The organism is Pseudomonas hefeiensis (genome assembly GCF_030687835.1).
GTDB classification, from domain to species: Bacteria; Pseudomonadota; Gammaproteobacteria; order Pseudomonadales; family Pseudomonadaceae; genus Aquipseudomonas; species Aquipseudomonas hefeiensis.
Window position 1 is genome coordinate 4,291,243 of record NZ_CP117449.1, and the last position, 13,395, is coordinate 4,304,637.

The 13,395-nt window shown below is 62.5% G+C and carries 11 protein-coding genes; all 11 read right to left on the bottom strand.

The window, feature by feature from the left end:
• Positions 1-55: 55 nt before the first annotated feature.
• Entirely contained in the window at positions 56-829 is a 774-nt protein-coding gene (locus PSH57_RS19315; RefSeq protein ID WP_305384896.1) for an SDR family oxidoreductase, read from the bottom strand.
• A complete protein-coding gene (locus PSH57_RS19320; protein WP_305384898.1) occupies positions 826-2,037 on the bottom strand; it encodes an O-succinylhomoserine sulfhydrylase in 1,212 nt (403 codons plus the stop codon). Before PSH57_RS19320 ends, PSH57_RS19315 begins: the two co-directional genes overlap by 4 nt.
• Positions 2,038-2,092: 55 nt before the next feature.
• On the bottom strand, positions 2,093-3,598 hold the full coding sequence (gene purF, locus PSH57_RS19325; RefSeq protein ID WP_214914437.1) for an amidophosphoribosyltransferase: 1,506 nt from the start codon (positions 3,596-3,598) through the stop codon (positions 2,093-2,095).
• 41 nt (positions 3,599-3,639) lie between these two features.
• A complete protein-coding gene (locus tag PSH57_RS19330; RefSeq protein ID WP_039593931.1) occupies positions 3,640-4,200 on the bottom strand; it encodes a CvpA family protein in 561 nt (186 codons plus the stop codon).
• A gap of 99 nt (positions 4,201-4,299) precedes the next feature.
• Positions 4,300-4,968, bottom strand: coding sequence for an SPOR domain-containing protein (locus PSH57_RS19335; RefSeq protein ID WP_305384901.1), 669 nt, complete (start codon positions 4,966-4,968; stop codon positions 4,300-4,302).
• Positions 4,952-6,259, bottom strand: a complete 1,308-nt coding sequence (gene folC / locus PSH57_RS19340; RefSeq protein ID WP_305384902.1) for a bifunctional tetrahydrofolate synthase/dihydrofolate synthase — start codon at positions 6,257-6,259, stop codon at positions 4,952-4,954. Before folC ends, PSH57_RS19335 begins: the two co-directional genes overlap by 17 nt.
• The gene (gene accD / locus PSH57_RS19345) at positions 6,256-7,176 is read right to left on the bottom strand and encodes an acetyl-CoA carboxylase, carboxyltransferase subunit beta (protein WP_214914431.1); all 921 of its coding nucleotides are present in this window, start codon (positions 7,174-7,176) and stop codon (positions 6,256-6,258) included. Before accD ends, folC begins: the two co-directional genes overlap by 4 nt.
• Positions 7,177-7,442: 266 nt before the next feature.
• Positions 7,443-8,066, bottom strand: coding sequence for a phosphoribosylanthranilate isomerase (locus PSH57_RS19350; protein ID WP_305384905.1), 624 nt, complete (start codon positions 8,064-8,066; stop codon positions 7,443-7,445).
• Positions 8,067-8,128: 62 nt separating this feature from the next.
• Positions 8,129-8,953, bottom strand: coding sequence for a tRNA pseudouridine(38-40) synthase TruA (truA, locus tag PSH57_RS19355; RefSeq protein WP_305390430.1), 825 nt, complete (start codon positions 8,951-8,953; stop codon positions 8,129-8,131).
• Positions 8,954-9,529: 576 nt separating this feature from the next.
• Complete coding sequence (locus PSH57_RS19360) at positions 9,530-12,100, bottom strand: FimV/HubP family polar landmark protein (RefSeq protein WP_305384907.1); 2,571 nt, start codon at positions 12,098-12,100, stop codon at positions 9,530-9,532.
• Between the two features lie 209 nt (positions 12,101-12,309).
• Positions 12,310-13,320 (bottom strand): aspartate-semialdehyde dehydrogenase, encoded by a 1,011-nt coding sequence (locus PSH57_RS19365; RefSeq protein WP_305384909.1) that lies wholly within the window; start codon positions 13,318-13,320, stop codon positions 12,310-12,312.
• Between the last annotated feature and the right edge of the window lie 75 nt (positions 13,321-13,395).

Below are 13,395 nucleotides of genomic sequence, written 5' to 3' on the forward strand. Positions count from 1 at the left end.
CAATAGCAGGGTTGAAGTTTTTTCAAAACAGTTCAAGCGGCACGCACAACCGCTCTCACTCATAAATCATTTTCTTGGTCATGCCGCCATCCACCACGAACTCCTGGCCCGTGACAAAACCGGCATTGCGCGACAGCAACCAGGCCACCATCGCCGCCACGTCCTCCACCGTGCCTACCCTGCCCGCTGGATGCTGGGCATGATCGGCGTCGGTCAGCGGTTGGGCACGACGCTGGGACGGGTCCCGTGCGTCGATCCAGCCGGGGCTGACAGCATTGACCCGGATTTCCGGCCCTAGGCTGATCGCCAAGGCATGGGTCAGGGCGAGCAAGCCACCCTTGCTCGCTGCGTAGGCTTCGGTGTCAGGTTCCGATTGCGCAGCGCGGGTCGAGGCCAGGTTGACGATGGCGCCATTGTGAGCACGCAGGTAAGGCGCGCAGTGCTTGGCCAGCAGCATCGGTCCGCCAAGGTTCACCGCCAGGACCCGATTCCAGTAGGCCAGGTCCAGACTTTCCAGGGTGATGTTGTGCGGGTCGGCAATGGCCGCATTGCACACCAGCGCGTCGAGCCGGCCGAACTGGCCCAACACTTCGGCAATGCCCGTGGCGACTTGCGACTCGTCTGCCACGTCCATGGTGATGAACCAGGCGTTATCCCCCAGGGTCTTGGCGACCTTGGAGCCGCGTTCGCGATCCAGGTCAGTCAGAACCACCTGCCAACCCTCACAGATCAGCCAGGTGGCAATGCCCAGGCCGATACCCCGCGCGGCGCCCGTCACCAGAGCGACCCGACCATGAGTGCCGCTGGGCGGCGTTGCCAGCTCGATCACAAGGCCGCCAACCCACGGGCCAGGTCGGCTTGCAGGTCGGCGACGTCTTCGAGGCCGACCGCTACACGGATCAGGCTGTCGCGGATGCCCGCGGCTTCACGCTCCTGGGGCGCCAGGCGACCGTGGGAGGTAGTGCTCGGGTGAGTGATGGTGGTTTTGCTGTCACCCAGGTTGGCGGTGATGGAAATCAACCGGGTTGCGTCGATGAAGCGCCAGGCGCCCTCCTTGCCCCCTTTGACTTCGAAACTCACCACCGCACCGAAACCCCGCTGTTGACGCGCGGCCAGGTCATGTTGCGGATGGCTCTTGAGGCCGGCGTAGTGCACTTTCTCGATGCCGTCCTGCTGTTCCAGCCACTCGGCCAGGACCTGAGCGTTGGCGCAATGGGCTTTCATACGCAGGCCGAGGGTTTCCAGGCCTTTGAGGAAGATCCAGGCGTTGAATGGGCTGAGGGTTGGCCCGGCGGTGCGCAGGAAGCCCACCACTTCTTTCATCTGCTCGCCACGACCAGCCACCACGCCGCCCATGCAACGACCCTGGCCGTCGATGAACTTGGTCGCCGAATGCACCACCACGTCGGCACCCAACTTCAGCGGCTGTTGCAGCGCCGGTGTGCAGAAGCAGTTATCGACCACCAGCATGGCGCCCTTGGCGTGGGCGATTTCCGCCAGCGCGGCGATGTCCACCAACTCGGCCAAGGGGTTGGACGGCGACTCGACAAATAGCAGCTTGGTGTTGGCCTTGATTGCCGCATCCCAGCCGGATAACTCCGCCAGGGGCACGTAATCGACTTCCACGCCGAAGCGTTTGAAGTACTTTTCGAACAGGCTGATGGTCGAACCGAAGACGCTGCGCGACACCAGCACGTGGTCGCCAGCGCTGCAAAAGCTCATGACCACAGCCATGATTGCCGCCATGCCGGTGGCGGTAGCCACAGCCTGCTCGGCACCTTCCAGGGCGGCGATGCGCTCTTCGAAAGCCCGCACGGTGGGGTTGGTGTAGCGTGAGTAGACGTTGCCCGGCACCTCGCCGGCAAACCGTGCCGCCGCATCGGCAGCGGTGCGGAACACGTAGCTGGACGTGAAGAACATCGGCTCGCCGTGCTCGGCTTCCGGCGTGCGATGCTGACCGGCGCGGACCGCCAGGGTATCGAACGCTACGCCTTCAAGGTCGCTGTCCAGCCGACCGGCATCCCAATCCTGACTCATGCTGTCGCTCCTGTAGTCATTAAACGCAAACCGGCCCCTCAGGGCCGGTTTTCACTCAGTTGTTGTACAGATCGATGATCGCGCTGACTGCCTGGGTCTTGGCCTTGGACGCATCGTTACGAGCGTTCTCGATCTTGTTCAGGTAGGCCTCATCGACGTCACCGGTGACGTACTTGCCGTCAAACACCGCGCAGTCGAACTGCTCGATCTTGATCTTGCCGCCGCCCACCGCTTCGATCAGATCCGGCAGGTCTTGGTAGATCAGCCAGTCGGCGCCGATCAGGTCGGCTACTTCCTGGGTGGTGCGATTGTGGGCGATCAGCTCGTGGGCGCTGGGCATGTCGATGCCGTAGACGTTCGGATAACGCACCGCCGGCGCTGCCGAACAGAAGTACACGTTCTTCGCACCAGCTTCACGGGCCATCTGGATGATCTGCTTGCACGTGGTCCCACGCACAATGGAATCGTCCACCAGCATCACGTTCTTGCCGCGAAATTCCAGCTCGATGGCGTTGAGTTTCTGGCGTACGGATTTTTTCCGCGCAGCCTGGCCGGGCATGATGAAAGTACGGCCGATGTAGCGGTTTTTCACGAAACCTTCGCGGAACTTGACGCCCAGGTGGTTCGCCAGCTCCAGGGCCGCGGTGCGGCTGGTGTCCGGGATCGGGATGACCACGTCGATATCGTGTTCCGGCCGCTCGCGCAGGATCTTGTCGGCCAGTTTCTCGCCCATGCGCAGGCGGGCTTTATAGACCGAGATGCCGTCGATGATCGAGTCCGGGCGCGCCAGGTAAACGTGCTCGAAGATGCACGGGGTCAGGCTCGGATTGGTTGCGCACTGGCGGGTGAACAACTTGCCGTCTTCGGTGATATAGACCGCTTCGCCCGGGGCCAGGTCGCGAATCAGGGTGAAACCCAGCACGTCCAGGGACACGCTTTCGGAGGCAATCATGTACTCGACGCCTTCGTCGGTGTGACGCTGGCCGAACACGATCGGGCGGATGCCATGGGGATCGCGGAAACCGACGATGCCGTAGCCGGTGATCATCGCCACGACCGAGTAGCCGCCAACGCAACGGTTATGCACGTCGGTCACGGCGGCGAACACGTCTTCTTCGGTAGGCTGCAGCTTGCCGCGCTGGGCCAGCTCATGAGCGAAGACGTTGAGCATCACTTCCGAGTCGGAGTTGGTATTGACGTGGCGCAGGTCCGATTCGTAGATCTCCTTGGCCAACTGCTCGACGTTGGTCAGGTTGCCGTTGTGCGCCAACGTGATGCCGTACGGCGAGTTGACGTAGAACGGCTGGGCTTCGGCCGAAGTCGAGCTGCCCGCTGTTGGGTAGCGCACATGGCCAATGCCCATATGGCCGACCAGACGCTGCATGTGACGCTGGTGGAACACGTCACGCACCAGCCCGTTGTCCTTGCGCAGGAATAACCGGCCGTCATGGCTGGTCACGATACCGGCAGCGTCCTGGCCGCGGTGCTGGAGCACGGTTAGCGCGTCATACAGCGCCTGATTGACGTTCGACTTACCGACGATACCGACGATGCCACACATGCGACACAACCCCTACTTAATGGATCTGAACTGAACAACACTCACTGCGGCGTTTTGGCCATCGGCAAGAGTTGTTCCTTGAACGGTATTTCAGCGGGTACGCTGATACCGCTGGCAAGCCACTGACTGCTCCAACCCAGGATCAGGTTCTTGGACCAGTCTGCGACCAATAGAAATTGTGGCACGAGCCGGGACTCCTGCCACCACGTATCCTGCTGTACCGGCCCCAGGCTCAATAGCCCGACGGCCACGACCACCAGCAACGCGCCACGCGCCGCGCCGAAGGCCATGCCCAGGAACCGGTCCGTCCCGGAAAGCCCGGTGACGCGAATCAGTTCGCCGATCAGATAGTTGATCATTGCGCCGACCAGCAAGGTGGCGATAAACAAGATGGCACAGCCCGCGATCACGCGGGCCGATGGAGTTTCGATGTATCCGGCGAGGTACTGGGACAACGAACCACCAAACATCCAGGCTACGACTCCCGCGATGATCCAGGTCAGCAGCGAGAGGGCTTCCTTGACGAAGCCGCGGCTCAGACTGATCAATGCGGAGATGGCGACGATTGCAACGATCGCCCAGTCAACCCAGGTAAATGGCACGGTGCAGCCTACAGACGGATAAGGCGGCGCATTTTAGCAGAGGCCAGAGCTGTCGGTAAGCTGCGATTGTCAGTGTGACTCAAATCAGACAAATCGCCGCTAACCGCGCTCAGGCTGGAAACGCACCACAAAACCCTTGAGGTTCTGCTGGCGACTGAGCAGGTCCCGTAGCCGGTCGGCCTCGGCACGCTCGATCAGCGGCCCCACAAACACGCGATTCTTGCCATCGGCGGTGCGGATGTAAGCGTTATAGCCCTGGCTGCGCAGGGTTTTCTGTAATTTCTCGGCCCCTTCACGATTGCTCAGGCTGGCCAATTGAACGGACCAACTGACCGACAGACCGTTGGCGTCCACGCGGCTTTGCGTGGTGTCCGGCTTGGCCGGGGCTGCGGTAATCGGCTGGGTCGGCGCTGGCTTGACCACCGGCGCTGCCGGAGCCGGAGCGACTGCCGGCTTGCCCGGAGCCTGCGTGGCCGTGGCGGGCGCCGCCGGTGCAGGTTCGATCGGCATGGAAGGCGCAGGTTGCTCGGCCAGCTCCTCGTCGCTCGGAACGGGTTCCTGCGGTAGCGCATCGGGCTCTGGCACCGCCACAGGGTCGACCTGCACGGGCGCAATCGACGGCGCCTGGGGCGCGGTCGGCGCTTCGACCGTCACTTGGCGCTGTTCATCCTGTCGGGAAAACAGCATTGGCAGGAAAATCACCGCCAAAGCCACCAATACCAGGGCCCCCACCATGCGCTGCTTGTACGCCTTATCCAGCAATGCCATCTGCAGCTTCCTCCGTGGAGCGCCGGGCCAGCCATTGAAGGGCCTCGGCAACACAAAAAAATGATCCGAACAACAGGATCTCATCGTCGCCCGTCGCCAGGGCGCACTGCCCTTCCAGCGCCGCGGCCACGCTGTCATAAGTCTCTACGCTAGCCCCGCGACGCTGCAAGGCTTCCCGTAGTTCGGCAGCCGGGCGCGAGCGCGGTGAATCCAGCGGCGCTACCGCCCAATGCTGGACACTAGCACCCAACGCATCGACAACGCCATCCAGATCCTTGTCGGACAGCAAGCCGAACACCGCCAGGCGGCGCCCGGCTACCGGCCGCCGCGCCAGGCGCTCGGCGAGGTACTGCGCCGCATGAGGGTTATGGCCGACATCGAGCAGCAGATTCAAGCGTTTGCCGTGCCAATCGAACTGGCGGCGATCAAGACGACCGACGACGCCGGTCGCTTGCAATGCTTCAACGATTTGCCCGGCGTGCCACGGCAGGCCCAACAACAGGTAAGCCTGGAGCGCCAGCGCGGCGTTTTCCATCGGCAGATCCAGCAGCGGCAAATCGTGCAACTCCACCGGGTTGCCCTGGGCGTCACTGCCACGCCATTGCCAATGCTGCTCAGTCATTGCCAGGTCGAAATCGCGCCCGCGCAGAAAGAACGGACAGCCCAACTCGCGGACTTTGTCCAGCAACGGCTGAGGGGGATTGAGGTCGCCACAGAGCGCAGGCGCGCCTGGACGGAAGATACCGGCCTTCTCGAAGGCCACGGACTCACGGGTGTCACCCAGATAATCGGCATGGTCCACACCGATACTGGTGACCAGCGCAACGTCCGCATTCACCAGGTTGACAGCATCAAGCCGGCCACCCAGGCCAACTTCAAGCACAACAGCATCAAGACCGGCACCCGCGAACAGCCAGAACGCCGCCAGGGTGCCCATCTCGAAATAGGTAAGGGAAATCTCGCCCCGCCCGGCTTCCACCGCCGCAAAGGCTTCGCACAGTTCGGCGTCAGAGGCTTCGACGCCGTTGATCTGCACCCGCTCGTTGTAGCGCAGCAGGTGCGGCGAACTGTAGACACCAACGCTCAGCCCCTGGGCCCGCAGCAGCGAGGCCACGAAGGCGCAGGTCGAACCCTTGCCATTGGTGCCGGTAACGGTGATGACCCGGGGCGCCGGCTTGGCCAGTCCCATGCGGGACGCTACCGCTTGCGAGCGCTCCAGCCCCATGTCGATGGCCGATGGATGCAACTGCTCGAGGTAGGCAAGCCAATCGCCCAGGGTACGTTGGGTCATATGTTCGCTGGCACCGGCGGAACCACGATCGGCTCAATGGGGGCGGCGACGAAGGTCGGCGTCGGCAGGCCCATCAGTTGCGCCAACAGGTTGCCCAGGCGAGGACGCAATTCCTGGCGATGGATGATCATGTCGATGGCGCCATGTTCCAGCAGGAACTCGCTGCGCTGGAAGCCTTCCGGCAGTTTTTCACGCACGGTCTGCTCGATGACGCGCGGGCCGGCAAAACCGATCAAGGCCTTTGGCTCGCCGACGATTACATCACCCAACATCGCCAGGCTCGCGGAGACGCCGCCGTAGACCGGGTCGGTCAGCACCGAGATGAACGGAATGCCTTCTTCACGCAGGCGCGCCAGTACCGCGGAGGTCTTGGCCATTTGCATCAGGGAGATCAGCGCTTCCTGCATACGTGCACCGCCGGACGCGGCAAAGCAGATCATTGGGCAACGGTTTTCCAGGGCATGGTTGGCGGCACGCACGAAGCGCTCACCGACGATGGCACCCATGGAGCCTCCCATGAAGGAGAACTCGAAAGCCGAAACCACCACCGGCATGCCCAGCAGAGTGCCGCTCATGGACACCAGGGCGTCTTTTTCGCCGGTCTGCTTCTGGGCCGCGGTCAGGCGATCCTTGTATTTCTTGCCGTCGCGGAATTTCAGGCGGTCCACCGGCTCCAGGTCGGCACCCAGCTCAACACGGCCTTCGGCGTCCAGGAAGATGTCGATACGTGCACGCGCGCCGATGCGCATGTGGTGGTTGCACTTGGGGCAAACGTCCAGGGTCTTTTCCAGCTCGGGGCGGTACAGGACCGCTTCGCAGGATGGACATTTGTGCCACAGACCTTCAGGCACCGAGCTTTTTTTCACCTCGGAACGCATGATCGAAGGGATCAGTTTGTCTACCAACCAGTTGCTCATGCTTTCTTTCTCCAGTACCGGTGACCCGAACGCTCTGGTTCGCGGTCCCGCGTATGCCCTTGAGCTAAATTCATTGTGCGGCGAGGGGCCAGGGACCACCACGATCAGCGCAAAACATGACCTGCGTGCAGCCCAACCTTCCTCAGCCATCCCGGCAACCGCGGCACCGCGGTTGCCACTACGCTATCGGCCCACCCGGAGGCGGTGCCTGCCTGCTTTGTACAGTGCTGGTATGGACGGCGGCAGTCTGCCAGCCGTCACATTGACTACTGGCTGCTGCGTACAGCGGCCATGAACGCACGAATCCTGGCCGGATCCTTGATGCCCTTGCTTTGTTCCACCCCGCCGCTGACGTCTACCGCGTAAGGGCGAACCTGACGGATGGCTTCGGCCACGTTTTGCGCCGTCAGCCCACCGGCGAGGATAATCGGTTTGCTCAAGCCATGAGGCACCAGCGACCAATCGAATGCTTCACCGGTCCCACCGGGAACACCTTCCACATAGGTGTCCAGCAGTATGCCACTGGCACCGGTAAAGGCGTCGCAACTGGCCGCGATGTCGTCACCGGCCTTGACCCGCAATGCCTTGATGTACGGACGATGCCAGCCCTCGCAATCGGCCGGTTCCTCGTCGCCGTGAAACTGCAACAGGGCCAACGGCACCGCGTCGAGTATCTCGCCCAGCTCGCAACGACTGGCATTGACGAACAGGCCGACGGGGGTCACGAACGGCGGCAAAACCCGGATGATCGCCCGCGCCTGCTGCACCGTCACCACGCGCGGGCTCTTGGCATAAAACACCAGCCCGATGGCATCGGCCCCGGCTTCCACCGCTGCCAGCGCGTCCTCGACGCGGGTGATCCCGCAAATCTTGCTGCGAACGGCCGGCATGTCGTCAAAACCTCAGGCAAATCCGTGAAAGTCCCGGATGGTAGCAAATGCTGCGCAGGGCGTCAGCCGTCGAGTTCCGAGAAGCCCGTGAGGAAATGTGGCCCGATGTAACGCTGCGGCAGCTCGAACTCATCGTGGTATTCGACCTGCACCAGGTACAGGCCAAACGGGTGCGCCGTCACGCCACCGGAACGACGGATGCGGCTTTCGAGCACTTCCTTGATCCACTCCACCGGCCGCTCACCGGCACCAATGGTCATCAGCACGCCCGCGATGTTGCGCACCATGTGGTGCAGGAAGGCGCTGGCGCGGATATCGAGCACGATCATTTTGCCGTGGCGGGTCACGCGCAGGTGATGCAACTCTTTGATCGGTGACTTGGCCTGGCACTGGCCGGCGCGAAAGGCACTGAAATCATGAACGCCGACCAGGTACTGCGCCGCTTCGGCCATGCGCTCGACGTCCAGCGGACGGTGGTTCCAGGTAATTTCTTCGTTCAGATGCGCGGGGCGGATCTGGTCGTTGTAGATCACATAGCGATAACGCCGGGCGATGGCCTTGAAGCGTGCATGGAAATGCGCCGGCATTGCCTTGGCCCAACTGACACTGACGTCGTGGGGCAAGTTGATGTTGGCCCCCATGACCCAGGCCTTCATCGACCGCTCGACCTGGGTGTCGAAATGCACCACCTGGCCGCAGGCATGTACGCCAGCATCGGTACGGCCAGCGCAATGCAGCGACACGGGCGAATTGGCGACTTTGGACAGCGCGCTTTCGAGGGTTTCCTGCACCGTCGCCACACCGGAGGCCTGACGCTGCCAGCCGCGATAACGCGAGCCTTTGTATTCAACGCCCAGGGCGATCCGGAAAAAGCCGTCGGCCGCCATTTCGGCGGCCGGGTTGTCTATGTTTGCCAAGGAATTACAGCCTGCTGAGGTACGCAAAGGCGGGCATTATAAGGCCGGCGGAGTGGGATGCCAGTCCAACCGGTAATCATGTGTTGAAGGTACTGGCGCCATCGCGAGCAAGCTCGGCTCCCACGGGGTTCTCGGGTGTTCATGGACCCTGCACCCAGCACAAATCCCTGTGGGAGCTGAGCTTGCTCGCGATAGCGGTGGGTCAGCTTGCGAAGATGTTGAATATGCCGCCGTCATCGCGAGCAAGCTCGGCTCCCACAGGGGTTCTCGGGCGTTCATGGAACCTGCGCCCAGCACAAATCCCTGTGGGAGCTGAGCTTGTTCGCGATAGCGGTGGGTCAGCTTGCGAAGATGTTGAATATGCCGCCGTCATCGCGAGCAAGCTCGGCTCCCACAGGGTTCTCGGGTGTTCATGGAGCCTGCGCTCAGCACAAATCCCTTGTGGGAGCGAGCCTGCTCGCGATGGCGCCCATCAGCGCCACCGAATGTCCGCCCCAAACAAAAACGGCAGCCTCACCGGCTGCCGCTTTTGTTTACTCGATCACCTCAAGCCAGGCGCGACAACATCTCCTGCGCCTCGCTCTTCTGCGTGGCATCGCCTTCGCTGAGGACTTCGCCGAGGATATCCCGGGCGCCGTCGTTGTCACCCATGTCGATGTAAGCCTGGGCCAGATCAAGCTTGGTCGCCACTTCATCGGTACCGCTGAGGAAGTCGAAATCCGGCTCATCGTCGGCACTGGCCAACGCGTCTTCAGCGGTGAAAGTCGGCTGAGCCAGGCCGTCGGACAGGCGCTCAAGCTCGGCATTGACATCATCCAGTTCGGACTCGAAGGCATCCTTGGGCTTGTCTTGCACGTCCATTTCATCGGCCAGGGACAGGTCGAAATCTTCCGGCAACTCGAGGTCGTCAGATGGAGTGTCGGCCACGGCAGGGGTTGCGGCGGCAGGCAGATCCAGGTCCTTGAGGTCGTCGTCCAGGTCCAGTAGGAAGTCTTCATCGGCCAGGGCCGGCGCGGGAGCATCGGCACCCAGGTCAAGGTCGAACTCGGACAGGTCATCCAGGCTTTCATTGGCTTCGGTCTGCTGCTTGAGCAACGATTCGAAGTCCAGGTCGTCATCCGATGGGAACGCATCCAGCTCGGCCACAGGCTCTGGCTCTGGCTCTGGCGTAACCGGTGCGGCCTCCAGATCCTCAAGGCTCAGGTCGAAGGCGCTGTCGAGTTCATCGTCGGTCGCCGGCTTGTCTTCCAGCAGGTCTTTGACGTATTGGGCGTCCAGTTCGGCGGCGACTGCCGCTGCGGCCAGACCAGCAGTGGCGGCGACCGCCATGGCCGGGAATCGGCTTTTGAGCTGTTCGACCTGGGCATAGTTTTCGCCGTTGGCCACCAGTTGACGCTCTTGGGCAACAAAGGCGTCGCGGTCACCCTGCTGACCGTAGACTTCCATCAGTTTCAGGCGCAGGTCGCTGCGCTGAGGCTCGGCCTTGATGCCCTGCTCAAGCAGATCGGCAGCCTGATTCAAGCGACCACGATCAATGTGGGACTGGGCCTGACTCAGTACATCGTCGGAACGCTCGGCAGCCGGAGCCACCAATGGCGCGGCGATCGGCGGCGTGACGATCACGGGCGCAATCACCGGGGCTGGCTTAGGCGCTGGCTCGGGAGCGGGTTTTGGTTCGAGCTTTACGCTTGGCGGTGGAACTTCAATGCCCTCGAAGCTGCTCGGGGGCAGATCGAGCTCCGGGGAGAAGTCGGCCTCCTCCTCAAGGGCCCGAGCCATGCGCAAGTGCTTCTCGGCTTCCTGCTGCGCCTTTCGCCGGCGGGCCAGCAACAAGAGCAGCAACAGGAGGATCAGCGCACCACCACCGACCAGTCCCAACAGAATCGGATTGGTCAGCAGATCGTTGTACTTTTGTCCGGCGGACGCAGCGGGAGCTGGCTCGACGGGAGCCGCAGGCGGCGTCGCTTCAGGCGCGGGTGCTGACGCCGGGGTTTGAGCCGTTGGGTCCGGCGTCAATTCTGCCGACATCGCCGGGGCCGACTCGTCGGCGGGTGGTACGGCAACTCCGTCGGCTTGCATCTTGGCCAGTTGGTTGTTCTTCAGTTCGATCAGGCGTTGCAGCTTGTCCAGCTGGCTTTGCAGATCAGCCATCCGACTTTTCAGTTCTTCATTGTCGCGGCGAGCCGAATCGAGGCTTTCCTGAGTAACCGCCAGTTTATTGCTCAACGCTTGGGCATCGCCGGCAGCGCCTTTGGCGCCCGCCTTCGCGGCTTCGGCGGAAACCAGACTCAGGTTATCGCGACCGGCTGCCTGGGCCGGTGCGGTTTGACTGCCACCACGCTTGGTAGCGTCCAACTGCTGCTGGCCGGACCGCGCCACGCCCCGGCGTCCCTGGCGCCAGGCGGCATTCTGCGCAGCCACTTCAGCGATAGCCTGGGGCTGCGGCAACGCGGTGCTTTGCACCGGATCCGGCAGGCGCAATACCTGGCCGGTCTTGAGCAGGTTGATGTTGCCGTTGATGAATGCGTTCGGGTTCAACGCCTGAATCGCCAGCATGGTTTGCTGGATCGACCCGCCGTTGCGCACCTTGGCGGCAATTTCCCAAAGTGTATCGCGCGGCGTGGTGGTGTATTGGGAGGGCTTGGTGGCCCCGGTCACCGGCGTGGATACGACCTGGGACGGCTTCGTCCGGGCGGCATCTGCAGTCTGGGGGGAGAATTTGGAAGGATCGATCAACACGCTGTAGTCGCGCAGCAGGCGACCATTGGGCCACATGACCTGCACCAGGAACTTGATCATTGGCTCGGACAGCGGCTGGCTGGACGTCACCCGCAGGACGCTCTTGCCATTGGCATTGATTACCGGGGTGAAGGTCAGGTCATTGAGAAAGGCCTGGCGGTCGATCCCGGCCTTGGCAAATTCCTCGGGCGAGGCCAGGCTCGGTACGACTTCGGCGGCGGTCAGTTGCTGGACGTCGAGCAGCTCGATCTCGGCGACCAGAGGCTGGTTCGGCGGCGACTTCAGGGTCAATTCCCCGAGCCCTAGCGCTTGCGCCATACCGGAGGACAGCGCCGAGGCGGCCGCTATTGCTAACACCAGTTTGCGAACTTGAACCATAGCCTCTTCCTTTGTTTGAACATTCCTCGGCCAGCGAGAAGGTGTTGATGCCGCTGCCGTAAGGCATTGCGCGCCACCCCGAAGCGACGGCGCGCGCGATCGTTTCACTCATGCCCGGGGAAAGCCCCGAGAGGGAGGTTCGCCTTCAGCACTCTGGCCAAGCATAGCGCCCAGCTAGAATCATTCGACAAATTGTTGCCAAGTATCTTTTACAGCAGGTCTTTTATCAACAACTCAGCCACTTGCACAGCATTGAGCGCCGCGCCCTTGCGTACGTTATCTGACGTCAGCCACATATTTAGTTCCGCCGGGTCATCGATCCCCCCGCGCACACGCCCCACGTAGACCACATCCTGCCCTACCGCGTCGCCCACCGGGGTCGGGTAATCGCCCGCCTCCACCAGCTCGATGCCAGGCGCCGCTTCCAGGGCTGCATTGACTTTCGCCAGGTCGACGGCGCTGGCTGCCTGCACGGTCACGCTAAAGCTATCGCCAAAAAACACCGGGGCTTGAATGCAAGTGACGGAAATCTTTAACGAAGGCTGTTCCAGCACCTGACGCAATTCGCGCACCAGACGCCTTTCCAGCAGCGTATGGCCCTGCTCGTCCGGAGTGCCAACCTGAGCCAGCAGGTTGAACGCCATCTGCCGGTCGAAGAACTTTGGTTCAAGGGGACGCGCATTGAGCAACTCGGCGGTTTGACGGGCCAGCTCACTGACAGCTGCGCGGCCTTGGGCGGACACGGCAAGACTGGCGGTCAGGCTGATGCGCTGCAGTTCCAGGCATTGGCGCAGCGGCGCCAGCACCACAGCCAGCGCGGTCGCCGACGCACTGGGACTGCTGACTTGAAACGGCTTGCTCAGACCCGCCAGCAGCCCGGCGTTGGCTTCCGGCACGATCTGTGGCGCCTGCTCAGGCGGCAGGGCGCCGGACAAGTCGATCAGCGCGCAACCGGCCGCCGTGGCACGCGGAGCGAAGCTCAGGGTCACCGCCGGGCCGGCGGCAAAAAACACCAGCTGGACTTTGCCGAAATCGAATTCGTCGACTTCGCGCACCCGCACGTTTTTGCCGCGAAACATCACCGAGCTTCCCGCCGATTCGCTGCTGGCCAGCAGGTGCAGGTTGCCGATCGGGAAGTCACGCTCTTCGAGAATCTGGACAAGGGTTTCGCCGACAGTACCGGTGGCGCCGATCACGGCAATATCAAAGGACTGGCTCATGGGTCTACCTCAGGTAAAACGTGGGGAGCGGCACTTTACCGGGTGGGGGGTATGCAGGCAATTGGCTGGAGGATT

What these genes read in the sequence shown, in the direction of transcription:
- PSH57_RS19320 (WP_305384898.1), bottom strand. Translation starts at nt 2,037, where the DNA reads ATGAGTCAGGATTGGGATGCCGGTCGGCTGGACAGCGACCTTGAAGGC.
- purF (WP_214914437.1), bottom strand. Translation starts at nt 3,598, where the DNA reads ATGTGTGGCATCGTCGGTATCGTCGGTAAGTCGAACGTCAATCAGGCG.
- PSH57_RS19335 (WP_305384901.1), bottom strand. Translation starts at nt 4,968, where the DNA reads ATGGCATTGCTGGATAAGGCGTACAAGCAGCGCATGGTGGGGGCCCTG.
- folC (WP_305384902.1), bottom strand. Translation starts at nt 6,259, where the DNA reads ATGACCCAACGTACCCTGGGCGATTGGCTTGCCTACCTCGAGCAGTTG.
- accD (WP_214914431.1), bottom strand. Translation starts at nt 7,176, where the DNA reads ATGAGCAACTGGTTGGTAGACAAACTGATCCCTTCGATCATGCGTTCC.
- PSH57_RS19350 (WP_305384905.1), bottom strand. Translation starts at nt 8,066, where the DNA reads ATGCCGGCCGTTCGCAGCAAGATTTGCGGGATCACCCGCGTCGAGGAC.
- truA (WP_305390430.1), bottom strand. Translation starts at nt 8,953, where the DNA reads ATGGCGGCCGACGGCTTTTTCCGGATCGCCCTGGGCGTTGAATACAAA.
- PSH57_RS19360 (WP_305384907.1), bottom strand. Translation starts at nt 12,100, where the DNA reads ATGGTTCAAGTTCGCAAACTGGTGTTAGCAATAGCGGCCGCCTCGGCG.
- PSH57_RS19365 (WP_305384909.1), bottom strand. Translation starts at nt 13,320, where the DNA reads ATGAGCCAGTCCTTTGATATTGCCGTGATCGGCGCCACCGGTACTGTC.